The sequence below is a fragment of the Mucilaginibacter sp. OAE612 genome (assembly GCF_041806395.1).
Lineage (GTDB): Bacteria > Bacteroidota > Bacteroidia > Sphingobacteriales > Sphingobacteriaceae > Mucilaginibacter > Mucilaginibacter rubeus.
Window position 1 is genome coordinate 6,700,910 of record NZ_JBGMUW010000001.1, and the last position, 24,397, is coordinate 6,725,306.

Annotated in this window: 19 protein-coding genes; 17 read left to right on the forward strand and 2 right to left on the reverse strand. The window is 43.6% G+C overall.

Features of this window, described 5'->3' with window-relative positions:
- Positions 1-230: 230 nt before the first annotated feature.
- From ABID99_RS28190 to ABID99_RS28215, 6 genes are all read left to right on the forward strand, one after another.
- Positions 231-482 (forward strand): hypothetical protein, encoded by a 252-nt coding sequence (locus ABID99_RS28190; protein WP_373615821.1) that lies wholly within the window; start codon positions 231-233, stop codon positions 480-482.
- 127 nt (positions 483-609) lie between these two features.
- Positions 610-1,350, forward strand: coding sequence for an SDR family oxidoreductase (locus ABID99_RS28195; protein ID WP_176628792.1), 741 nt, complete (start codon positions 610-612; stop codon positions 1,348-1,350).
- Positions 1,351-1,495: 145 nt separating this feature from the next.
- Positions 1,496-2,248 carry an SDR family oxidoreductase gene (locus tag ABID99_RS28200; protein ID WP_373615822.1) on the forward strand — a complete coding sequence of 251 codons (753 nt, stop codon included), beginning with the start codon at positions 1,496-1,498 and terminating at the stop codon, positions 2,246-2,248.
- Positions 2,249-2,356: 108 nt separating this feature from the next.
- Positions 2,357-2,659, forward strand: a complete 303-nt coding sequence (locus ABID99_RS28205; RefSeq protein WP_373615823.1) for a hypothetical protein — start codon at positions 2,357-2,359, stop codon at positions 2,657-2,659.
- Positions 2,660-2,928: 269 nt separating this feature from the next.
- Positions 2,929-3,501 (forward strand): Crp/Fnr family transcriptional regulator, encoded by a 573-nt coding sequence (locus ABID99_RS28210; protein ID WP_373615824.1) that lies wholly within the window; start codon positions 2,929-2,931, stop codon positions 3,499-3,501.
- An 88-nt stretch (positions 3,502-3,589) separates the two neighbouring features.
- Entirely contained in the window at positions 3,590-4,444 is an 855-nt protein-coding gene (locus tag ABID99_RS28215; RefSeq protein ID WP_373615825.1) for an NAD(P)-dependent oxidoreductase, read from the forward strand.
- Positions 4,445-4,586: 142 nt separating this feature from the next.
- On the opposite strand, the gene ABID99_RS28220 is transcribed toward ABID99_RS28215, so the two are convergent.
- Positions 4,587-5,990 (reverse strand): MBL fold metallo-hydrolase RNA specificity domain-containing protein, encoded by a 1,404-nt coding sequence (locus ABID99_RS28220; RefSeq protein WP_373615826.1) that lies wholly within the window; start codon positions 5,988-5,990, stop codon positions 4,587-4,589.
- A 156-nt stretch (positions 5,991-6,146) separates the two neighbouring features.
- On the opposite strand from ABID99_RS28220, the gene ABID99_RS28225 reads away from it, so the two are divergent.
- From ABID99_RS28225 to ABID99_RS28270, 10 genes are all read left to right on the forward strand, one after another.
- Complete coding sequence (locus ABID99_RS28225) at positions 6,147-6,518, forward strand: BlaI/MecI/CopY family transcriptional regulator (RefSeq protein ID WP_121233788.1); 372 nt, start codon at positions 6,147-6,149, stop codon at positions 6,516-6,518.
- Between the two features lie 2 nt (positions 6,519-6,520).
- The gene (locus ABID99_RS28230; RefSeq protein WP_373615827.1) at positions 6,521-8,524 is read left to right on the forward strand and encodes a TonB family protein; all 2,004 of its coding nucleotides are present in this window, start codon (positions 6,521-6,523) and stop codon (positions 8,522-8,524) included.
- Positions 8,525-8,645: 121 nt separating this feature from the next.
- The gene (locus ABID99_RS28235; RefSeq protein ID WP_373615828.1) at positions 8,646-9,677 is read left to right on the forward strand and encodes a LamG-like jellyroll fold domain-containing protein; all 1,032 of its coding nucleotides are present in this window, start codon (positions 8,646-8,648) and stop codon (positions 9,675-9,677) included.
- A gap of 254 nt (positions 9,678-9,931) precedes the next feature.
- Positions 9,932-10,699, forward strand: coding sequence for a bifunctional 2-polyprenyl-6-hydroxyphenol methylase/3-demethylubiquinol 3-O-methyltransferase UbiG (locus ABID99_RS28240; protein ID WP_090534691.1), 768 nt, complete (start codon positions 9,932-9,934; stop codon positions 10,697-10,699).
- Position 10,700: 1 nt separating this feature from the next.
- On the forward strand, positions 10,701-11,837 hold the full coding sequence (locus ABID99_RS28245; protein ID WP_373615829.1) for a glycosyltransferase: 1,137 nt from the start codon (positions 10,701-10,703) through the stop codon (positions 11,835-11,837).
- The gene (locus ABID99_RS28250; RefSeq protein ID WP_188834698.1) at positions 11,834-13,318 is read left to right on the forward strand and encodes a polysaccharide biosynthesis C-terminal domain-containing protein; all 1,485 of its coding nucleotides are present in this window, start codon (positions 11,834-11,836) and stop codon (positions 13,316-13,318) included. Before ABID99_RS28245 ends, ABID99_RS28250 begins: the two co-directional genes overlap by 4 nt.
- Positions 13,319-13,853: 535 nt before the next feature.
- Complete coding sequence (locus ABID99_RS28255) at positions 13,854-16,688, forward strand: gliding motility-associated C-terminal domain-containing protein (protein WP_373615830.1); 2,835 nt, start codon at positions 13,854-13,856, stop codon at positions 16,686-16,688.
- Positions 16,685-17,683, forward strand: a complete 999-nt coding sequence (locus tag ABID99_RS28260) for a PorP/SprF family type IX secretion system membrane protein (RefSeq protein ID WP_354486972.1) — start codon at positions 16,685-16,687, stop codon at positions 17,681-17,683. Before ABID99_RS28255 ends, ABID99_RS28260 begins: the two co-directional genes overlap by 4 nt.
- A gap of 1 nt (position 17,684) precedes the next feature.
- A complete protein-coding gene (locus ABID99_RS28265) occupies positions 17,685-19,637 on the forward strand; it encodes an OmpA family protein (protein ID WP_373615831.1) in 1,953 nt (650 codons plus the stop codon).
- Between the two features lie 121 nt (positions 19,638-19,758).
- Positions 19,759-20,661, forward strand: coding sequence for a sugar transferase (locus ABID99_RS28270; protein ID WP_373615832.1), 903 nt, complete (start codon positions 19,759-19,761; stop codon positions 20,659-20,661).
- 82 nt (positions 20,662-20,743) lie between these two features.
- Here ABID99_RS28270 and ABID99_RS28275 read toward each other — a convergent pair whose 3' ends face one another.
- Positions 20,744-21,937 (reverse strand): anhydro-N-acetylmuramic acid kinase, encoded by a 1,194-nt coding sequence (locus ABID99_RS28275; RefSeq protein ID WP_373615833.1) that lies wholly within the window; start codon positions 21,935-21,937, stop codon positions 20,744-20,746.
- A gap of 441 nt (positions 21,938-22,378) precedes the next feature.
- Between ABID99_RS28275 and nagB the strand changes: the two genes are divergently transcribed.
- Positions 22,379-24,298, forward strand: a complete 1,920-nt coding sequence (gene nagB, locus ABID99_RS28280) for a glucosamine-6-phosphate deaminase (RefSeq protein ID WP_373615834.1) — start codon at positions 22,379-22,381, stop codon at positions 24,296-24,298.
- Positions 24,299-24,397 lie beyond the last annotated feature (99 nt).

Consider the following 24,397-nt stretch of genomic DNA (forward strand, 5'->3'; position numbering starts at 1 on the left):
TGCAATTTAATGTAAAGGCCTCAGTCCTGCTGAGTATAAAATCCGCGAGCCTCTGAAGGTGAAATGACATCTGCGTCACGTCATTGCTGTAAGGAATGAAGCAATCCCCGACAGGCTGGTAACGGGCTTCATTAGTATTTGACTTACATCGTTGCGCTCTTGGCCACGCAGGGCCAGTTACTTTTGTCGCCACAAAAGTAACCAAAAAGGCTTGCAGCAGAGAGGCTTCTTTGCGCACAACCTGGCCCATAGCCATCGGCGCGGCCTTCACCCTGCAAAACGAACAGAACTACGGGCTGCAATTATTTTGCCCCGATTCGCACGCAATGCCTCCGCTTCTGCAAAAACTTGCTATGCCCCTGCAGCCGCACCGCCCAGCATCGTTCTGCTCGTTTTCACCCGAAGCTGATCTGCTGCGAAAAACCACATTTTTTATCTTATCATGGGTAGACGCAATTATGCGTCTCTACATTCATGATTAATCTGCCCAATCCTCAATCTTAGATATTCGTATGTAATGCTTTGATATGTGTATCATTCAGGGGCCTCGCCCTTGCCACCTTTGTATTGTCAATCAACGACAACAAAACATAAACAACAAAGGAAACCATGAACACATTAGCATCAAAAGTAGTATTAGTAACCGGTGCCTCAAGAGGCATCGGTGCAGCAGTAGCCCACAAATTAGCAGCCGAAGGCGCTAAAGTAATTATCAACTACGCAGGCGGTAAAGAAGCAGCCGACCAAACCGTAAACTCCATCAAACAACAAGGCGGCGACGCCATTGCGCTGCAAGCCGACGTAAGCAAAGCCGATGAAGTAGCAGCTATGTTTGACGCAGCGATAGCTCATTACGGCAAAATTGATGTACTGGTAAACAACGCCGGCATCATGATTACCAAATTAATAAAAGACACTACCGACGAGGATTTTACCCGCCAGTTTGATATCAACGTTCGCGGAACATTTAATACCATGCGCGAAGCCGCAACTAAACTGGCCAATGGCGGCAGTATCATCAATTTTTCATCAACCACTACCCGCGTTATGATGCCAACTTATGCTACCTATGTAGCCACCAAAGGTGCGGTGGAGCAATTAACCCGCGTATTTGCCAAAGAAGTGGGCGCAAGGGGCATTAATGTAAACACAGTATCTCCCGGTCCAACAAATACCGAACTGTTTACCAAAGGCAAGCCACAGGAGCTGATCGACCGCCTGGCGTCATTATCAGCTTTTAACCGCATCGGTGAGCCTGAAGATATTGCCAAAATAGTAACCTTCCTGGCAAGCGACGATGCTAAATGGATTTCAGCACAAAATATCGGTGCTAATGGCGCAATGGCGTAAGCCCCCTAACCCCCTGAAGGGGGAATGATAGAAGCAAGACGGCAAGAGTCAAGAAGCAAGACAGCGAGAGACAGGAATAATAATCATAGAATCATTAACGCAATCGGTGAAATCAAACTTCATCGGTGTAATCAAAAAAACAATCATGAACTCATTAAATAATAAAGTAGCAGTAATAACCGGCTCGGCCCGTGGTTTAGGTAAAGCAATTGCAGAACGTTATGCAGCGTTAGGCGCCGATATCGTGATCAACTATTCGCGCGATAAAGTATCGGCCGATGAAGTGGTCAGCAACATCAAAGCGATGGGGGCGAACGTAATTGCTGTGCAGGCTGATGTAAGTAAGGTAGCTGATATTGAAAGGCTTTTTAAAGAAGCTAAAGAAGCGTTTGGTAAAATAGATATCGTAGTAGCTAACGCCGGTATCGAACTGGTGGAAACCCCGGTAACTGATTTTACCGAAGAACAGTTCGACCGTGTGTTTGGCATTAATACAAAAGGCACTTACTTTACTATGCAGCAGGCTGCCAAAAATGTTGAGAATAACGGTCGCATTATATACATAGCCTCAAGCACAACCTCATTCCCTGTACCCGGAATGGCAGTGTATGGCGGCAGTAAAACTACGCCAAGGTATTTGGTTGATATTCTTTCGAAAGAGATTGGTCACCGTGGTGTAACAGTTAACTCTATCATACCGTTTGCTGTTGATCATTCAGGTATCTTTGCCGAAGCTGATAGTTACCCCGCATTAAGAAAACAATTGCTTGACAGTTGTCCGATGGGCCGCCTGGCCGAAGTTGAAGATGTGGCCAATGTGGCCGAGTTTTTCGCCAGCGATCTTTCATCATTTGTGAACGGACAACACCTGTTGGTAAATGGCGGCGCAACAAATTAATGGTCAGTTTAGTAACATAGGGTAGCAGCTTATAGTCATAGCTATAAGCTGCTACCTGTATTTAAAATTAAAAAAAGTAGCATTATTTGATTATACATCTACCATGTCATGAAAACGCTTAATCATTATATCATATACGGCACACTAATTACTTCTGCTGTAAACGCTCAATCTGTAAAAGCAAACATTTCAACTATCCAAAACGTCAATACCATGAACACCGAAAAGTTACGTAACCCGGTAGTAAAACAAGCCATTGATGCCCTGCAAAGCGGAGATAAGCAGGCTTGGTTTAGCTTGTTCACCAATGATGCCCAGCTTTTTGATGATGGTAATAAAATGGACTTTAAAGGTTTTTTTGAAAAAGCTTTAGGCCATGAACGTTTTACCAGTATCGATAAGGTGGAGTAAGGCGGGCTGCACCTATACGGCAAATTTCACAGCGACCAGTGGGGCGATTTCAAAACCTATTTTAAGTTTACGATTGGTGCCGGCAATAAGATCAGTAAATTGGAAATAGGGCAGGCGGGTTAGCCCTACCCAAACCCTCCCCGGAAGGGAGGGCCTTAAAATGAGATAAATAAAGTTTCCCCCGGGGAGATTTGGAGGGGGGTGTTGCTTCGTTCCGCAAGGACTTTTTTATTGATGCTTTTACTTCAATTTTACCTGATCTTTGTATCATGCAACAGCAACTTATAGCCAGGTTACAGCAGTTAAAACCTATCCCGGTTGATGATCAGGAGCTCATACTAAAAGCCTTTGAGCCAATGAAATTTAAAGAAGGAGATACGCTGTTGCAGCTGGGGCATGTAGCAAGACAGCTCTTTTTTATTACCAACGGCATACTGCGTATTATGGCGCGAAATGACAAGGGGAATGAGGTTACTTATTTCTTTTTAAAGGACAATCAGTTTTGCACCATTCTGTATAGCTTTAATAACAACGTGATCGCTAATGAAAGTATTCAGGCCGCCTGCGATACAGAACTATTGGTTATTAGCAAAAACAACCTGCTGGCTTTATATGAAAAGCTGCCTTATCTAAAAGGAATGATCGATCAGATTTCGCAGCATACGCTTATGGAGAAGATAAAAACGCGCAACACCTATCTTGGTTACGATTCGTCGGAAAGGTACCGGTTGTTTTTGGAACGACAGCCCGAGGTTGCCAGGAGAGTGTCACTTACCGATATCGCGTCGTACCTTGGCGTAACGCCTCAATCATTGAGCCGCATCCGCAAAAATATTCGGTAATTAGGTTTTTTGTCGTCTGTTTAGATGACTTAGAAGAGAGAAATTGACATCAATAAAATCTATATAAAACAAAAACGAAATAGCTACTATGAATACAGTTAAAACAGGATGGATAGGATTAGGTAAAATGGGCGTTCCAATGTCGCAGCAATTGATTAAAGCCGGATATCCGCTCAGTGTTTATAACCGAAGCAAGGATAAGGAAGAGGCGTTTAGGGCACAGGGCATTGGTATAGCTGCTTCGCCTGCCTTATTGTTGAATGCTACTGATGTTGTTTTTATCATGGTATCAGACGATAAGGCCATTAATGATATTTTTCATGGTGATGAAGGTTTACTTGCCGCAAAAGTAAGCGGCAAAATAATCATTAACATGAGCACAGTTTCGCCTGCTATCAGTAAAGAAATGGCAGCGGCATGCAAGGATCAAGGTAATTATTACCTGGACGCCCCGGTATCAGGCAGTGTCAAACAGGCGGAGGATGCCATGCTGGTTATCATGGCGGGAGGCGAGGCCGGTGCATTTGAGCAGGCTAAACCTATCCTCGAAAAAATGGGTAAACTGGTTATGCTGGTTGGTGGTACCGGCGCAGGTAACGCGGCTAAGCTGGCCATTAATACTTTGCTTGGCATTGTTGCACAAGGCCTTGCCGAAACAATAACGCTGGCACAACAAAATGGCATTGAAGCCGAAGCACTAACTACGCTGATCGGTAACAGTGCCCTGGGCAGCCCGTTCATCAAAATAAAAGGCGATGCCATTGTTAATAATAATTATAGCGCAGCTTTTGCATTAAAACATATCGCCAAAGATCTGCGCCTGGCTAAAGACCTCGGTTTAGCTACCCCGCTTGGCGAAACTGCTTATCAAACCTATCAGGCCGCCGAAGCTGCTTTTGGCGAAGAGGATATTATCGCGGTGATAAAGCAGGTGGGAAAGTAGTAAAAACCTACTACGCGTCATGCCGAATTTATTTCGGCACCTCACATGCAAGGTGTAAGCCATGCGTGTGGACGACCTGTCCTGTGGGGTCCTGAAACAAGTTCAGGATGACGGTTAAGATAAAGCACTTGTTAGTAATGATTTACTCCAAATTAATTTTCTGGTGCTGATACGGGATCTCAACATGATGGAAACCGTGCGCTTTTATTTTCCCGGCAAAATGCTGCTGCACTTCGTACTCGCCGTGAACCAGAAATACGGTTTTTACCAGTGCTGGATCCTGGCAGGCCAGGAAATGGAGGAGGTCGTCATAATCGCCGTGGGCGCTCATGGATTTGATTGAGCGGACTTCGGCTTTTACCTCATAAATTTCGCCAAAAATATGTACCTCATGATCACCTCTCAATAACCTGCCGCCCAATGAATTTGGTTCTGCGTAACCAACCATTAAAATGGTATTCTTTTGATTATTGATATTGTTTTTAATGTGGTGCTTTACCCGTCCGGCCTCGGCCATGCCTGATGAAGAGATGATGACGCAGGGGCGCGGATCGTTATTCAACGCCTTTGATTCCTCTACACTTTCAATAAAGCGCAAACCCTTAAATCCAAAAGGATTGGCATCGGTTTTTAAAACTTCCTGCACGTTTTTATTATAAACCTCGGTGTGGTTCATCAATACTTCGGTTGCTTTTTCCGATAGCGGGCTATCTACATAATAAGGAACATCCGGCAGGATGCCTTTCAGTTCCAGGCCGTTTAAGGCGTACAGTAATTCCTGCGTACGGCCAACGCTGAATGCCGGGATAATCACCTTGCCATTTTTTACTTCGCAGGTTTGTTTAATGATCTCCAGTAGTGACTCTTCAATAGGCCCCAGTTCTTTATGCAGCGAATCGCCATAGGTTGATTCCAGTAAAATATAATCAGCCTGCTCAAATGTTTGCGGGTTTTTCAACAGCAGATCGTCATAACGGCCAACATCGCCGCTAAAAGTAATGTGGGTATCCCTGCCGTTTTCTGTAACGGTAATATGCACTGCCGCGCTGCCCAGAATATGCCCGGCATCCGTAAAATTAAATTTTATGGATGGGGTAATTTCAAACTCTTCGCCATATTCAACAATTTTGAACAGGCGAAGGGCCTCCATCACATCTTCTTCGGTGTACAAAGGATTAAGCAGCGGCAAGCCTTTGCGCATACGGTGTTTGTTACTGTACTCGGTGTCCTGTACCTGGATCTTTGCCGAATCGAGCAGCAGGATGCGTGTAAGGTCCATTGTGGCCGGGGTGCAATAAATGTTTCCCTCAAATCCTTCGGCAACGAGCCGCGGAATTAAACCGCAATGGTCAATATGCGCGTGCGAAAGGATCATGTGCGTTACACCTTTGGGATTAAAGCCAAAATGTTCGTTCATTTCTTCGGTTTGCTCGCCCAGTCCCTGGAACATGCCGCAGTCTAATAATATGCTGGTACCGTCGTTTAAGCGGAGTAAATGTTTGCTGCCGGTTACGTTACGGGCAGCACCATGGAAGGTTATGTTCATGTATAATTAGATGTGATCAACTTAACGAAGATGGTAATTAAAAGTTTAATAAATTAATAACTAAAAATTTAGTTGCAAATTAAAAATACATCCCTTACCTTAGTTTAACCAATTAAACACATTAATACACGAGGTATTAATATTTAAAGTACGCACATGGAAATTAAAGAGTTAACCCGCGCCGAAGAACAGATTATGCAAGTGCTTTGGCAGTTAAAAAAAGGGTATGTTAAAGACGTTATCGACCAGTTGCCCGAGCCCAAGCCCGCCTACAATACGGTGTCGACAATAATTCGCATCCTGGAAACCAAAGGTTTTGTTGGGCATACCGCGTTTGGCAAAAGCCATGAATATCACCCTGTGATCAGCAAAGAGCAATACCAGAATTTTGCCACTGATAAACTGCTGAGCGGTTACTTTGACAACTCCGTTAACCGCATGTTTTCATTTTTTGTAAAGAAAGAAAAGATCGACCTGAAAGAGGCCGATGAGATCATGAAACTGATTGAAAAACTAAAAGAAAAGTAATTATGAGCTGGTGGCAATATTTATTACTGGTAAACATATACCTGTTGCTGTTTTACGGGTTTTATGTGCTGTTGCTTCGTAAAGAAACCTTTTTTCAGCTTAACAGGCTTTACCTGGTAAGTGCCGCTTTACTATCATTTATGATACCCGTTATCCAGGCCAATTGGGTGCAAAATCTATTTATTACCCAGCAGGTAAAGTATACCCTGTACAGTAGCCCGGTATTGGTTTATCACTTTAAACCTATTGAAGAATCGCCTATTAGTATAGGGGAGGTGTTGTTTATTATATATGCGGCGGGTATCGTTTTTTTATCGCTCAGATTGATCTGGCAGTTGTTTAAGCTAAAAAAGGTGATTAGTCAGCCGCAATCACAGGTATCCTATTCCTTTTTCAAAACCGTGAAATTAAATGCCGATGGGGAGGAGAATGCGGCTATAGCCACGCATGAGGATGTACATGCCAAACAATGGCATTCGGCCGATGTGTTGCTGGTTGAACTGGTGATGATCATTAACTGGTTTAACCCGATTGTTTATTTCTATCGTCGGGCGATCAAGCATATTCACGAATTTATAGCCGACAGGCATGCTGTTGAAGCCGGTACTGATAAGGCCGATTATGCCATGCTGCTTTTAAGCCAAACATTCAATACGCCTTCACACAACTTGGTTAATTCATTTTTTAACAAAAGTTTGTTGAAAGAACGTATTATCATGTTGCAAAAAAATAAATCGCACCGCATAACGCTTATTAAATACGGACTGTCGGCCCCTCTGTTTATTTTGATGATGGTACTGTCATCAGCTACAATTAATAATAGTGATACCATTGCGGTCATCAACACTAAGGCCGATAAAGTTTTCTCGACGCCGGCCAGTAAAGTGGCGGAGATTACTATTGATGAGCCTCTTAAACTTGAAAGGCCGGTTGTAGCAGCTGATACCTCACCGGTATATACTGCGGTTGCCCGTTTGCCCGAGTTTCCGGGCGGGCTGGGGGCTTTTGGTAAATTTTTATCTACCAATATAAAATACCCTGCAACAGCCCGGGAACAAAAGATCCAGGGAAGGGTGATCATAACCTTTGTTGTTGAAAAGGATGGCACGCTTTCAAATGAAAGGATTGTAAAGGGCATTACGGATGATCTGAATAACGAAGCATTAAGGGTGATAAAACTATCGCCTAACTGGAAGCCCGGTATGCAGGGAAATCGTACGGTAAGGACTCAATATTCAGTGCCTATCAGTTTTACGCTTGCTCCCAGCGATGATACTACAAAGACTACTGCACCAGTAACATTCTCAATAGCTTCGGCTCAATCAGGTTCTGATCCGGTATTTACATCAGTTGAGCAGGTGCCTGAGTTTAAGGGTGGGTTGGAAGCGTTTGGAAAGTTCCTGATGACTAACCTGAGGTATCCTAAAGCCGCCCGTGATAATAATGTTCAGGGCCGGGTGATCATAACTTTTGTTGTTGAAAAAGATGGGTCGTTATCAAACATGAAGGTTGTAAGAGGGATAGGCTCAGGTTGCGACGAGGAAGCTTTAAGAGTGCTTAGTATATCGCCGGCCTGGAAACCGGGAATCCAAAACGGAAAACCGGTAAAAGTGCAGTACTCAGTACCGATAAGCTTTACACTGGCGGGTGATAAGCCTGCAAAAGCGGGGGAAAATAAAACTGGTGCAGTTGAAAATCCATCCGGGGGCAATCAGGTTATTTACGAAGGTAGAGTGGTTACTGATACTACGAAATCTCATATCATTATTGGAGACGGGTATAATAGCAAATTAGCGCCCTTGATTATTATCGATGGGGTAGCCCTGGCCCAGGGATCATCTTTAAATAAAATTAATCCGAACGATATTGAACAGATAAACGTGTTAAAAGATAAAACCGCTGTGGCTATTTACGGCGAGAGGGCCGTAAATGGTGTGGTGCTGGTGACTACAAAAACAGCTGCTAAGAAAAAGGCAGCAATGAAAACCATTATAAAGGATAATTAATTTCGGCAAAATATGCGACTTTAACACTAATTTATTATAAAATGCGATGAGGTGACAGTGGGAATTTTTGTAACTGAGATGAACTTATTATATTTGCAGCTAACAACCATGACCTTATCATATGAAGAAATTTTATCCTTTGTCGTTGCTGGTAGCATTATATGCATTTGCACACACGTCCTGTACCAAAATTGCAGACCAACCTAAACCGGTAACCGACAGTACAAAAACTCTTAGTGAAATTTCATTGCGGGATACGCTTACCATGTATACCGGGCAGGCAGTACAATTAGACGTAAAGGTTCGGCCTATAAATTTTGACACAACGAAGCTGGTTTGGTTGTCATCAGATACCTCAATTATAACTGTTAGCAAATTAGGCCGTATCGAAGCCAAAGGTGAAGGAAATGCAAAAGTTTCGGTGAGCAATGCTGAAAAAACAAAATCAATAAGCTGTATCGTAACCGTTAAAGACAGCCTTAAGGTTGGCCTTATAGCTTATTATCCTTTTGGCGCCAATACATCTGACGTGTCTGGCAACAGTAACAATGGCTCCGGATATAATTTAACACAGGTTGCTGATAGATTTGGGAATGCTAATAGTGCTTACTATTTTAATGGATTTAATAGCTACATCGTTGTCAAAGACAAACAAACACTCAGGCTATCTCATACAGATTTTACAATTACTACCTGGGTGAAGCTTGATGCATATAATAATTCATTTGCTTCACAGATAATAGCTAAAAGATTGCCAGGGTTAGGTAATGGATGGAATCTTTCTATCTCCGGGTATGACTTTGTATCTACCGGGCAGGGTGGTTTGGGATTGGTTACCTTTAACGAAGGAGCCAGTCCTTTAACAATACTTACCAGTGGAGCTGTTGCTTTGAATAACTGGCATATGGTAACCTCTGTGTATAATTATACTACTCACACCCTATCGCTTTATATTGATGGTGTAAAAGATAGTACATTTGACGGGTTTCCTTCTCCAAATATCACGATAGCCGCAGACGCTTACATTGGTAAAGATAATCCTGATGTACCCTCTCCCGGATACTTCCTGAAAGGCGCTTTGGACGATATGCGTTTGTATGACAGGGTGCTTTCGGATAAAGAAATTAAAAAACTGTATACTGCAATACATTAATTCCGACCATATTAATAAAGTGAAACAGGTTTTTCCTTTTGGAAGAACCTGTTTCACTTTAAAGCCTACTCGTGAAAAACTACAATAAAACTGTTAATTTAGCCGCATGAAATGCTACGACCGATTATACACCTTTGTTAAGATAAAACGCAGGTACAGCGTGGCTGCGCTATCTGTATAATTGTTGCCCAAAACCCCCTTTAATATTATTTATTAACTTTGTACCTGCAAAGCATAGCTTTATATCCTCTGTAATGACTGAAAATCCGAACCGCGAAAACGTTGTGTCTTATTATGATGAGCACGTCAAAAACAAGCTTAATGATTACATAGTAGTGAACCCTCGTATTGAGTTTGGGTGGGAAACTATTAGGCGTTTTACGCCTTCAGCACCGGTCCGCATTTTGGAAGTAGGTTGTGGTATGGGCAATATATGTTCGCGGATGCGTAAATATTGGCCCGATGCCGTTATTACTGGAATTGATATCAGCACGATGTCTATCCAGATTGCTCAAAAGCTTTTTGGCGACAGCAAGCTCAATTTTAAGGAAAGCATCCTTACCCCCGATACCTTTAATGAGCAGTTTGATCTGATTGTTTTTATGGATGTGTATGAACATATAGCTGTTACAGACAGGCCTGCTGTTCATGCCGCGCTTGCAAAAATATTGCGCAATAAAGGCCGCATTGTTTTAACGGTCCCTACACCGGCTAACTTAAAATGGTCGTTAGTTAATAAGCCCGAAACCATGCAGCCTGTTGATGAGCATATATCTTTTGAGGTTATTGGTAAATTGGCTGCAGATACTGGTACTGAGGTAATCCTGTACGAACTCAAAAACGTGTGGAACGTAGGCGACTATGCACACATCGTATTGGAAAAAAATGACGATTTCGAAGCCGCGTTCTTTCATCCAAAACCGGTAACCGCGTCACAACGCAGCCGAAGGATCTTTAATAAGGCGATGTATAAAATGGGCAGTTTCTTCCGCCGGTATTATGTCCGTAAAAAGTTAGGTTGAAATGAGCCAGGCGTATAATTTATGCATCATAAAGCCCAATAAGTCTGCTTTTTCCGAGACCTTTATACAAGCGCATATTGATGGCCTGGCTGGTAATAAAAAAGTTTTATACGGCGGCGCCTTTCCTGTTTATGATCATGAAGGTAAAACCCTGATCCGCTCAAAACTGGGCTTGCTGAGTTATCTCATCCAAAAAAGAATCTTTAAGAGGAAAAATATCAAAGTACGTACCTGCGCCTTGTATAAATATTTAAAAGAGCATAAAATAGATGCTGTATTTGCTGAATATGGCATGGTTGGCGCATCTGTTACTGAAGCTTGTAAATTAGCCGGAGTTCCCCTGATTATTCATTTTCATGGAGCCGATGTTTATCATCGCGATACAGTTGCTGAGTATGCCGAACTTTACCAGGATGCATTTAAGTACGCGAGTGCCTTTATTGCTGTATCGGTAGATATGGCTGCTACTTTGAAAGAAATGGGGGCTCCTGCCGATAAAGTGTTTACCGCTTCATGCGGAGTGGATACTGCTGCTTTCCCTTTACTTGATACATCAGCCTCCGCTAAAGATTTTTTATTCGTAGGGCGTTTTGTTGAAAAGAAATCTCCTCAATCCTTAGTTAAGGCCTTTAAAATTTTACAGGAAAAACACCCCGATGCCGGGCTGTGGATGGTTGGGGGCGGACCGCTGTTTGATGAAACCCGGGAGCTGATTGCCAACCTTGGGCTTAATGAGCAAGTTACGCTTACCGGGGTATTAAAGCCTGAAGAAATACGCACGTTAATGAAAACCATGCGGGCATTTGTACAACACTCGGTTACAGCGGCCAATGGCGACAAAGAAGGTACCCCGGTTACCGTGCTCGAAGCATCATCATCAGGTTTGCCGGTAGTTTCAACCCGCCATTCGGGAATCAAGGAAGCTGTTATTGATGGCGAGACAGGCTTTTTGGTTGATGAATACAATATAGCCGGAATGGCCGAAAGAATTAGCATCCTTGCAGAATCGGTTGAATTATCCGTGCAAATGGGTAAAGCGGCGCGGAACCACATGATTAATAATTATGATATTCACATGCGCATCGCTTTGCTTGATCATATTATCCAAAGCAGCATCAGCAATAACAAAATTAAATGAACCTATTACAAAAACAGGGATTTTTTAACAGCCTCATATTGTATGCGGGAGTTGCTTTAGGTTTCTTTAACCTTATCATTCTTTTTCAGCGGATCCTTACCACAGAAGAGATCGGTTTTTTTATTTTAATGGGGACTATATCGCTGCTTTATGCACAGTTTGCAGGATTAGGTATTGGTAATATCATTCTTAAATATTTCCCTTACTATCGCAGCGACGATAAAAAACATGGCGGTTTCGCATCTTTTGTTACTGTTTGGAGCCTGATAGGTTTTGCGATCTTCACGGTGCTTTTTGTAGTTTTTAAGGATTTTATTATTAGTTACTATAAGAATAAGAATGGAGCACCGCTACTAATCAGGTATTTCTATTACCTTATTCCTTTGTCATTTTTTACGCTTGTATTTTCTGTTCTGGAAAACCTGGCGCTTACGGTATTTAAAAATGTACTTTCTTCCTTTTTGCGCGAAGTAGGGTTACGTTTGTTCACAACCGCGGGCGTTTTGCTCATAGCCATTAAGCTGGTTGATTATCATGTTTTTTTGATGATATATATAACAGCTAACCTGGTGGCTGTATTGGTGTTGCTTGCCTATATTAGCAAAGGCCGGCACTTTAAGTTTTCGACTGTTGGTGCTCAGCTGCTAAGCGAAAGAAAAACGTTTTTGAGCTATGGCATTTTTACGGTATTAAGTGGCAGCTCCTTTGTAATGATCCAGAACCTTGATACCCTGATGCTGAGCATGCTTACCAAAGAGTCATTTAGTTATGTAGGTATTTATGGTACGTTTTTCGCCATTGCGGTAGTGATAAGTTTACCGGCCAAGGCATTGAGCCGCACCTCACTGCAGATCATAGCCCAGTCATGGGTTACTAATGATCTGGCCAAGATTGGTAAAATTTATTACAAAACATCAGTAGTACAAATGCTTATCGGCTGCCTGCTTTTCATAGGCTTGGTTATTAACAGGTCGTTTATTATAATGTTGTTACATAAACCTGAGTACGCCAATTATTTCAATGTATTTATTATAGTGGGCGTGGCCTTTCTGGTTGATATGACAGGAGGGTTAAATGGCTACATCATGAATGTATCTAAATATTACAAGCTTACCACTGTTTTTATTGTTTCGGGGGTGGTTTTTTGTGTGCTGTCAAATTTGGTCCTGATACCTATGTTAGGCATGATGGGTGCTGCCTTATCATACCTGATCACCATGTTTGTACTAAACTTTGCTTATTGGCTTTTTGTTAAAATTAAGTTTAACCTGCAGCCTCTTGCAATGGCACACGTATATATATTATTGATCTTTACGGTTTGCCTGCTTATCGGGCTTTATCTTCCGTCGTTAAAGAATGTATTTGCAGATATGATTTACAGATCGGTTATCGTGGGCGTGGTGTACGTGTTTTTGGCATATATTTTAAAAATTTCAGAAGATATTAATATAGTATTTGATCGCATCCTGAAAAAGGTATGAGTTAAGTTATATTAATTGCTATAGTATTCCAGGCCTTTATATAGTTTTATTGCCGCCGCGTTCACAATAATATTGCCGTTTATGTTATTAGCCGGGCTGCATTTACCGTTTATGCTTAATTAAATAAAACCGCTACCGGCGCAGGTTGCCCTTCATCAGGCCCTTATCCAATGTGTTTCCTGTAAATTGGGGCTATTAATAATTCATAGTTTTTCACATCATACACTAAACTGATACGGGTTTGCACTCACCTTTAAAAGGTAAAATTTGTAACAGCTTCAATTGCAGTAAAGCTTAGTTTGAAATTTTTTGATAATGTGAACATTATAATTAATTATATCGTAGAAGAGCTTAGGATACCGTTGTAATATAACGTTATTAATAAACCTGGATTAACAATAAAATAATTAATTAACATAACTGATTGGGTCAACTTAACGCTGGTTGGCGTTGAAACCGTTTGATTAGTGATTAAATATTTTGAAAGTTTAGTAATATGAAAGATAATTATTATCATTATCCGTTAATTTAAGCTATGCACCCTAAACCTGCACTTCTATATAAAATAGTATTATGGGCAATATTTTGCCTGTTTTTTCTCCCGTCCGCTGGTTTTAGCCGGGCATTTGAAACCCCATTGCCTGTTAACACGGAGCCGCGGTCTGTTGAACCACGGTTTACTCCATACCATATTACGGTTGTGCCTCTGCAGGCAATCACCATTTGCTCCGCTGCTGCAGCTGTACTTAACGGCGATATAAAAAACCCCGTGCCCGACAGTTATCTATGGCAAATAAATAACAACGGGAACTGGGTAAATGCACCGTCGGCAAATACTCAAAAAGATTATATCACATCTTCGTTAACAAATACATCTGCTTCGAGTATTGTATACAGCCTTCGCCGCAGGATCTCTACCGCCGGCGTAGTAGATTATGATTCTTATTATGATGTTACCGTAAGGCCGATAGCAGCGGTAAATAACAATACGATAGTAGCGCCAGCTGTTACCCAATTTTGTTCAACAGGCAATCCGGCGGCTATTACAGGCAGTGTGCCCGGGGGGGGCGATGGAACTTTTTCATATCAATGGCAATCATCCACAGATAACGCAACATTTAATGATATTTCGGGTGCTGTATCAAAAAACTATGACCCGCCGGTGCTAAACAATGATACTTATTATCGCCGTATGGTTTCGTCCGGGGCATGTACAACTCCGGCGCTTAGTAATGTAGTGCTCCTTAAGGTTTCAACGTCACCACCACCTCCATCACCTGCAGCGTCAACAATAACCATTTGCCAGGGAACCCCGGCTACATTGACAGTTGCCTCGCCGCAGGCCGGGTTTACGTATAACTGGTATGATTCGTCGACTAAAATCACGGTGCTTGCTACAGGTACCTCATACACTACTCCTGTTTTAAACGCAGGAAAAAATTATTATGTCGAAGCATCAAACGGCACTTGCGGCAGCCAGTTAGCAACAATACAGGTAAAGGTTACCCTGGCGCCTGCTGTGCCTCAGTTTTCTCAAACAACGGTTACAGCCTGTATGGGCTCAACAGTAACACTCAGTGTACAAAATTCGCAAAGCGGTGTTATTTATAACTGGTATAGTACTGCAACTGATGCCAATATTTTGCATACCGGCAGTACTTTCGTATTGCAAAATGTAACATCAGCGATAACTTATTATGTAGAGGGACTTAGTTCAACAGGTTGCAGTTCTACATCACGCGGAAAGATAAGTTTAACTGTTAAGCCCGTGATAGCGGTAACCAATAATCAGATCACAGCCCCCACAGTTACTGATTTTTGTGTAACCGGTAACCCTTCGGCAATTACGGGCAGCACGCCTGCCGGTGGTGACGGTACTTTTTCATACCAATGGCAGTCATCTGCCGATAATATAACCTTTGCTAATATTGCCGGGGCCACATTAAAAAGCTATGACCCGCCGGTATTAAGCAAGGGCGCTTACTACCGCCGTATAGTATCATCAGGTACCTGTACAACCCCAATGGTAAGTAATGTGATCAGTGTTCAGGTTTTAACACCTCCGCCTGCACCGTCGCCCGTAGCATCGGGCCTAACCATTTGCCAGGGAACCGCAGCCACGTTAACGATTAGTTCGCCGCAGGCCGGGTTAACTTACAACTGGTATGATTCGCCTGCTAAAACTACAATACTTGCCACGGGTACTACCTACAAAACTCCTGTTTTAAACGCAGGCAAAAGTTATTATGTTGAAGCATCTAACAGCGCCTGCAGCAGTCCTTTAACAACAATACAGGTAACTGTTTCGCCATTACCGGCGGTGCCGCAATTTACGCAAAGCACCGTTAGCGTTTGCTCCGGCTCCACAACAACAATTACCATACAAAACGCGCAAAGTGGTATTGTTTATAACTGGTACGGCAGCGCCACCGATGCTAACATTTTACATATCGGGACCAGTTATGCAATTAGCAACGTAACAGCGGCAACAACCTATTATGTACAGGCTGTTAACGCTGCAGGATGCGGTTCTTCGGCCCGGGGGACGGTTAGCGTAGCTATCATTCCGTTGCCGGTGGTTACAGTAAGCAGTTCGGGCACTTCTGTTTGCCCGGGCACCAGTGCCACATTAACCGCGTCCGCATCAGGCGGGGCAGTTATTTCCTGGTATGATGCACCGACCGGTGGAAACCTGCTTGCTCAGGGCAATACATATGTTACGGCTAACTTAACATCGGCAAAAAATTATTATCTGGAAGCGACCAACAACACCGGGTGCAACAGCAGCGGAAGAGTTACAGTGCAGGTACAGATGACCAAGCCGCTTGATGCGCCGGTGGTAACGGTTGGCGAAGTTACCTCATCGAGCGTAGCTTTTGAGTGGAGCGCGGTAAGTGGCGCTACCAGTTACCTGGTAAGTACCAACAATGGTTTAACCTATACCGCGCCAAGTTCGGGCAGTAACGGTTTAACGCATAAAGTGAGCGGCCTTGGCTTAAACGAATCAGTGACCATCACAGTGAAGGCTTTGGGAGCATCGTCATGTACGCTTAGCGGGGCTTCGGTCGCGGTTACCGCCGCCACCATCGATAATAACAATGTAATATATGTAGCCAACAACTTTACCCCCAATGGCGACGGAAATAACGATATTATTTATGCACATGGAAAAAATATAAAAACACTTTCCTTTAATGTGTATGACCAATGGGGACAATTGGTTTTTACATCAACCGATGTTAACAAAGGATGGGATGGTTATTATAAAGGCTCATTGATGCCCGTGGGTGTATACGTATACTATTTAAAAGCGGCAATGAATAACGGGGCGCAATTGAATAAAAAAGGAACAATTACGCTATTAAGATGAAGAAACTACTACTCATTATTACAATAGCGCTGCAGTTTGCAGTTGCAGGAACGGTGAAGGCGCAGGTTGATCCGCATTTTTCACAGTATTACGCTTACCCGCTTTGGCTCAACCCTGCGCTTACGGGCGTTTTTGACGGCGATACGCGCTTATCTGCCAACTACAGGGACCAGTGGGCAAACATCAACAATGGCTACCGCACAGCAGGTGTATCGGCCGATTTCAAGCCAACCGATAAAGTGGGCATCGGCCTTAATATCCTTGATCAAAAAGCAGGCACTGCCGGGTACAATTACTTTACAGCTTATGGTTCATTCGGTTATGGCATAACGCTGTCAGGTGATGGTAATCAGCGGCTGCATTTCGGTTTGCAGGCGGGTGTTATCAGCCGTAGTTTTGATCCGGGTAAGCTCCAGTCTGATAACCAGTACGACCCGAACAGCGGCTTCGACCCTACATTGCCCAATTTCGAAAATTTTGGTTATTCATCAAAAACGGTATTTGATGCAGGCGCAGGTATCTATTACTATAACGCCGACCCAATGAATAAAGCCAATTTGTTTGGCGGACTTAGTATTAACCATATCAATGATGTAACAGATCCATTTGCCGCGGGTGGTATAGCCAGCAAATTGCCTATGCGGTTTACTGCGCATGGCGGTGTCCGTATAAAAGCGTCTGATTTTTTTGACCTGATCCCAAACGCAGTTTACGTTAAACAAGGCAAAGGCGAGATCAAAGCTTTCGGACTATATTCTGAACTTAAGTTTGCCGATGATAACGGCCTGGTACTCGGTGGTATGGTCCGGGTACAGGATGCTGCAATTGCCAACGTTGGTTACCATATACGCAGGATGGTGATTGGTGCCAGTTATGATTTTAATACTTCAGGGCTTCGCGCGGTTACATCAGGCCGCGGCGGTTTTGAACTATCAATAAGCTATATATTTAGTCGCTACACGGATTCGCCGGCCCCAATTTGTCCAAGGATATAATATGAAAAAACTATTACCTTATTTCTTACTATTGTTTTTTCCGGTAGTTTCATTTGGACAAGCGAAAAACTACAGGGCACTGGCCGACACTGCCTTTAACAGGCATGAGTATTATACTGCCGCCTATTATTACAAGCATATTGCCGATGGTACAACCGATGAGCCAAAAAGCAGTGTGCCGCGTTCATCAGCAGTAAAAAAAATCAGTTCAAAAAAGGCTGAGACTAATCAATACATTATTTATCGCCTGGCCGAATCATACCGCTTGTATAAAGATTATACTGATGCTACCATATGGTATGCCCAATTGGCTAAGGAAGCACCAACTGCCCAATATCCGTTAATACCGCTTTGGTACGGCATCTGCCTGCAGGCAAACGGAAAGTATAATGAAGCATTGGTCCAGTTAAAGCAGTTTGCAGACAACGCTCCCGATCCGCAGTATGCCGCTCTCGCTAAAAAAGAAATAATCTCGTGCGAGTATGCATTAAAGCAATTGGAACACCCGCGCGCCGTTGATGTATCGGCTTTAGTGTTCTTAAATAAAGACCAGGGCGACTACGCCCTTACCGTTAACCTGGGCAGGTATTGGTTTACCTCATCACGCCTGGTTGATAAGGATAAGTTTTATACCAACAGGGTTTACAGTTCTGCCATCCTCGATTCAACTAAAGCGCTTGCCACAAACTTTAACGCGTTTGATAAAGAAGGACAAATTGAATACGCTACATCTGCGCTTGATGGTACCGGCACCAGGATGTACCTTACCCGGTGGTATAAAAAGAACGGGAAAACAGTATCTGCCATTTATTTTAGTCAACTGATAAACAGCGTATGGCAGCAGCCGGTAAGGCTGAATAATACTGTTAACGCCGAAGGCTATAATTCCAAGCACCCTTTTGTTAGCGCTGATGGCCGGCGATTGTTTTTCGCATCAGACAGGCCCGGCGGTGAAGGCGGTGACGACATTTGGGAAAGTAACCTTGATGATGCCGGGCAGCCGAAAACTGTAAGTAACCTGGGCGATGCGGTAAACACAGCATATGATGAACAGTCGCCATATTATGACCAGGCCGATAAAGTGTTGTTTTTTAGCTCGAATGGTTTTACCGGTATGGGCGGCTTTGATGTTTACCGCAGCGAAGGAGATTTTGGTCGTTGGTCGGCCCCGGTTAATTTAGGTTACCCGGTTAACTCATCTAAAGACGACTTGTACTACAGCCTTGATCCAACCAATCCAAATAAATTCTACCTGAGTTCGGCACGCGGCTCTGACTGCTGCTTAAGCCTGTTTACCGGGCAGTATAAGTTTTTATATATCAGTGGCCGTGTAATTGATTGCCGCACTAATGGTGGTATGGCAGGGGCAAGGGTGATCCTTAAAGATCCGGACGTGAAAATGGGTTTGGCTGTTAAAGTAACCGATGCCAAAGGCGATTATGTTTTCCAGGTAAAGGAAAAACTGCCAAGGTATAAACTGGAGATTTCGCAAAAGGGGTACTTTACCAAAGTTATTCCTGCACCGATAGTAAAGCCGGGTATTGATACGCTCATTAACCCCGAAATTTGCCTGCAGAATTATAAGATCAATGTTCAGATAACTATCGAGAATATTTATTTTGATTTTGGTAACGCCCATCTCCGATCCGAATCATTTGATACGCTGGATAAACTGGTGGCCATCATGAACGATAACCCTAAAATTAAGATCGAGCTTGGCTCGCATACCGATGGGATAGGCACCGACGCCGCTAACATGAAATTATCGCAGGCCCGCGCGGAGGCTTGTGTTGATTACCTGTTATTGCAAGGTATTAAGTCTGCACGCATTACAGCCCGCGGGTACGGGAAAAGAATGCCCGTTGCCCCAAACAAATTACCAAATGGCAAGGATAACCCTGCAGGCAGACAGCTTAACCGGCGGACCACATTTACGGTAAAATCGGCAGAATAAAAACAAATTATTTTATTTGTTTGCAATCGGAAGGTTATGGTATAATTTTGCCTTGCAAATTAAATGCCCGACTTAATGCAAGGCGTTTAAATTGCAATACCTGATCTGCTGAAATCATACCATGCAAAATCTTGCCCCGATAGCTCTTTTTGTTTATAACCGGCCCGACCATACCCGCCGTACCATCAGTTATTTGCAGCAAAATTTACTGGCCGATGAATCGCGCCTGTACATTTTTTGTGATGCAGCCAAAACTGATGCCGATAAGCCAAAGGTTGAGCAGGTGAGGCAACTGGTAAAAGATGTAAGCGGTTTTAAATCGGTAAAAGTTATTTTGCGTAATCATAATCTCGGTCTGGCCGAATCCATCATCAGCGGGGTAACACAGTTGGTGTATGAATATGGTAAAGTGATTGTTTTTGAAGACGATCTGTTATCTTCCCCATATACCCTGCAGTATTTTAATGACGCATTAACAAAATATGCAAACCAGGAACAGGTAATGCATATCGGCGCCTATATGTACAATTTGCATGACAAAAAACTGCCCGAAACATTCTTTTATCGGGCAGCCACCAGCTGGGGCTGGGCAACCTGGGCACGCGCCTGGAAAAACTTTGAACCCGATGTTGATAAGCTGATTGCTCAGTTTGATATGCTGAAAATAGCCCGCTTTTCGATAGAAGGCAAAATGAATTTCTGGAAGCAGATAGAGCAGTTTAAGGCCGGTAAAAATAATTCATGGGCCATTCGCTGGTATGCCTCTATTTTTTTGAAGAACGGGTTGACGCTGAACCCGTCGCAGTCGCTTATTCAAAATATAGGCCATGATGGTACTGGCGTACACTCCAATAAAGAGGATATGTACCATGTGCAAATGGGACGCAAACAGGTAACGCAATTTCCCGACACCATAGAGGAGAATGAAGAGGCTTATAAGGCGATCAAAAATTTCCTGGCAAACAGAAAGGGTACCTTGTTGCAGCGGATCAGAAGGTTCATGAAGCAGCAGATGGGGCGATAAGCTATTTGGAGCGTTTACAGCGCAAGTGTATAGACGTATGTGATGCCGCTCTGCGTGGAAATAATCAATTTGAACTCCCCGCTTAAACCGGGAAGCAGAATTTCCCCATCAACACTGCCGGGTTAACGCCGATCCTGATCGGCTCACCGCATAAGGCTTCATTAGCTAATAAAGCAAATAATATAGCTTCTTTGGCGTCGGGGTTGATCCCAAGTAAACTGCTATCTTCTATTGTCGCTTGGGGCAATAGTTTTTTTAATTCCCCAATAACAAATGGATTTCGCGCCCCGCCGCCGCTGGTAAAAATTTTAACATGATCCCCTGCGATATTTTCCTTAACAAAACCGGCTATAGATGCCGCTGTGAAGGCACTTAGGGTACAAATAAGATCTTCACCACTAATCTTCACGGTACCTGACCGTTGCTGTGCTTCAGCAACCATGGCAAGGTTGAACAGTTCTGGTCCGGTGGTTTTAGGGCCTTTTTCATCAAAAAACGAATGGGAGAGGAGCGCCGTTAATAGATCTTTATTTACCCGCCCCTTGTAAGCGATGACCGAATCCTCATCAAAAGGCTTATCAAAATATTTTCGGCAGGCAGCATCGATGAGTGTATTGCCGGGGCCAATATCTGTGCAGAGCACGCGGTTAAAATCACCGTCGCCAGGAAGCCAGGTTAAATTAGCAATGCCTCCTATGTTTAACAGCACCCGGTTTTGGCCGGTTTTATTGCCCAATAATACATCACCATATAAAGCCAGCGGAGCGCCTTCTCCTCCGGCAGCAATATGCTTTTGCCTGAAATCGCTGATGGTTAATATGCCGGTTTTTACGGCGATATGATCGCCGTCTCCAATTTGCAGGGTGGCGTTAGGGTAGTTTTTATGCTGATGTAAACGCTGGGGGGCATGGTAAATAGTTTGACCATGACTGGCGATAAAATCAACCTCCTGTGGGTCGACTTTCCATTGAGCAAGTGCCTGCAATATCAGTTCGGCGTGATAGCTGCCGATATAAGCGTTAAGTAAAGTTACCTTTTCCAAATCTGCATTACGCCGGGCAAATACCTGCTGAACTTGCAGCTTAAAGTCATCCGGATAGGGGATTGTGATAAATTGTACCAGCTCAAAATGAGTGCTTAAACCATTATCGGTAAATTTGCACAGGGCAATGTCAAGCCCATCCAATGAGGTGCCAGACATTAGGCCGATGCCCGTTTTTGATGGTTTTTGAGCGATGCTAAACAGGTGCTGCAGGTTATGGTTCAATGCTATCATGGGCTTAAATTACTATTTGTGCGGCAACCCGCAAAAGTTGGGGCAATGCATTTAATATTTTAGTGACGATGATTTGTTGTTAATATAGCAACGAAATAAAATAATGATATTGGCAAACTATCAGTATCAAATGATACTTGTTTTATGGCCTGATGCCGGTTAAACGGGCCAGGTTTCATCAGCACTTGCTTTTGTCAATAACAAGGGCAAACGTTTGGATGTGTTAATTGCTCGAAAATATCAGTTTAGTGTAACCCATGGTTGTGTTTAAACTGTTGATTATTAATGTTTTCTATTTTAAAGATTTGAAATGTGTTAACCCGTGTTAACCCCATTTAGATGGGTTAACACTACCGCAAAAGTTAAAATAATAACGGCACTATGTAAATATCTGATATATTTGTTTTGAACAACTAACCTCATTTTCATTTCCTAAGATTCATGGCACGATTAAATTTATTGGAAGAGACACGTTACGAGAAGTTACCGGTAAGCGTATATAGCAACCAGCAGGAAGCCTCGGTAGCGGTAGCGAACCGGATAGCAGATCTGATCCGCGCGAAACAAGCTAAAGGCGAAAAAGCGGTATTGGGGCTTGCCACCGGTGTAACCCCGATAGGGGTATATGCCGAACTGGTAAGGCAGCACAAAGAAGCAGGCTTGAGCTTTAAGAATGTGATCACTTTCAACCTGGATGAGTACTACCCCATGAAGCCCACAGCAGCGCAAAGCTATGTAACCTTCATGTACGAAAACCTGTTCAGCCATATTGATATAGATAAAGCCAATGTGCACATCCCGGATGGTACACTGGATAAAGAAGCCGTAGCAGGCTACTGCCTGGCTTACGAAAAGCAGATTGAAGAATTGGGCGGCTTAGACCTTCAGATCCTGGGTATCGGTCGTACAGGTCACATCGGTTTCAACGAACCGGGTTCTGCACCAAATTCAGGAACCAGGATGGTAACGCTTGACGATCTGACCAGGAGTGATGCTTCAAGGGATTTTGGTGGTAAGGCGAATGTGCCAACCAAAGCGATCACGATGGGGATCGGTACTATTTTCAAAGCCAGGGAAATCATCCTGATGGCCTGGAACAAGAAGAAAGCGCCGATCATCAAGAAAGCCGTAGAAGGGGAGATCTCGGGTGAAGTACCTGCAACTTACCTGCAACTATCACAACATGTGGAGTTTGTACTGGATGCAGATGCTGCATCAGAACTGACCCGGTTTGATACCCCATGGCTGGTGAAAGATTGTGTATGGGATAACCAGTTAAAGAAAAAGGCGGTGATCTGGTTGGCGAATGAGGTTAACAAACCGGTACTGAAACTAACGGAAGAAGATTACAATAACCACGGCATGGCCCAACTTGCAGTAGAGCAGGGCCCTGTATATAATATCAACATTGATATCTTTAACCAGATCCAGCATACCATCACCGGCTGGCCAGGTGGCAAACCGGATGCGGATGATTCGCAAAGGCCGGAAAGGGCATTGCCTGCTAAAAAACGCTCTATTATCTTTTCACCGCACCCTGATGATGACGTGATCTCGATGGGCGGTACATTTATTCGTTTGGTAGACCAGGGGCATGATGTACACGTAGCTTACCAAACCTCAGGAAATACCGCGGTATGGGATGATGACGTGCTAAGGTACATGGAATTTGCCATCGACTTTACAAAAAGCATCGGCGAAGACACTGCGCATCTACAGAAATCCTATGAAGACATGCGTACCTTCTTCCCAACCAAACAACCAAACGAAATTGATACTCAGGAGATCAGGAATGTGAAAGGCTTTATCAGGAAAACAGAAGCTATATCAGGTGCAAGGTATGCAGGCTTACAGGATGATCATATCCACTTTATGGCATTGCCGTTTTACGAAACCGGTAAAACCAAAAAGAATTCGGTAGGTGAGGAAGATATTCAATTGACTATCGACCTGCTTCAAAAAGTAAAACCACAGCAGATCTTCGCGGCAGGTGACTTTGCAGATCCTAACGGAACCCACCTGGTATGCTTCAAAATCATCTTAGCTGCACTGGAAAGATTAAAAGGAAAAGAAGCCTGGGTAGAAGACTGCTGGCTGTGGATGTACCGTGGTGCATGGCATGAGTTTGAAACACATGAGATAGAGATGGCAGTACCATTGTCGCCACAGGAGGTGATCCGCAAACGAAATGCGATCTTCAAACACCAGTCGCAAAAGGACAGGCCTGTATTCCCGGGTGATGATGCAAGGGAGTTCTGGGTACGTGCAGAAGACCGCACCCGTGACACCGCCCATCGCTACGACCGCCTTGGCCTTGCGGAATATGAGGCCATGGAAGCATTTAAACGATATATGTTTTAAGGATTTATAGAACCTCATTGTCTTGTGGAAGCAGGCAATGGGGTAGTAATTGAAGGCCATGTGCGATTCCCTCCCTTGGGAGGGTGTAGGGAGGGGTTT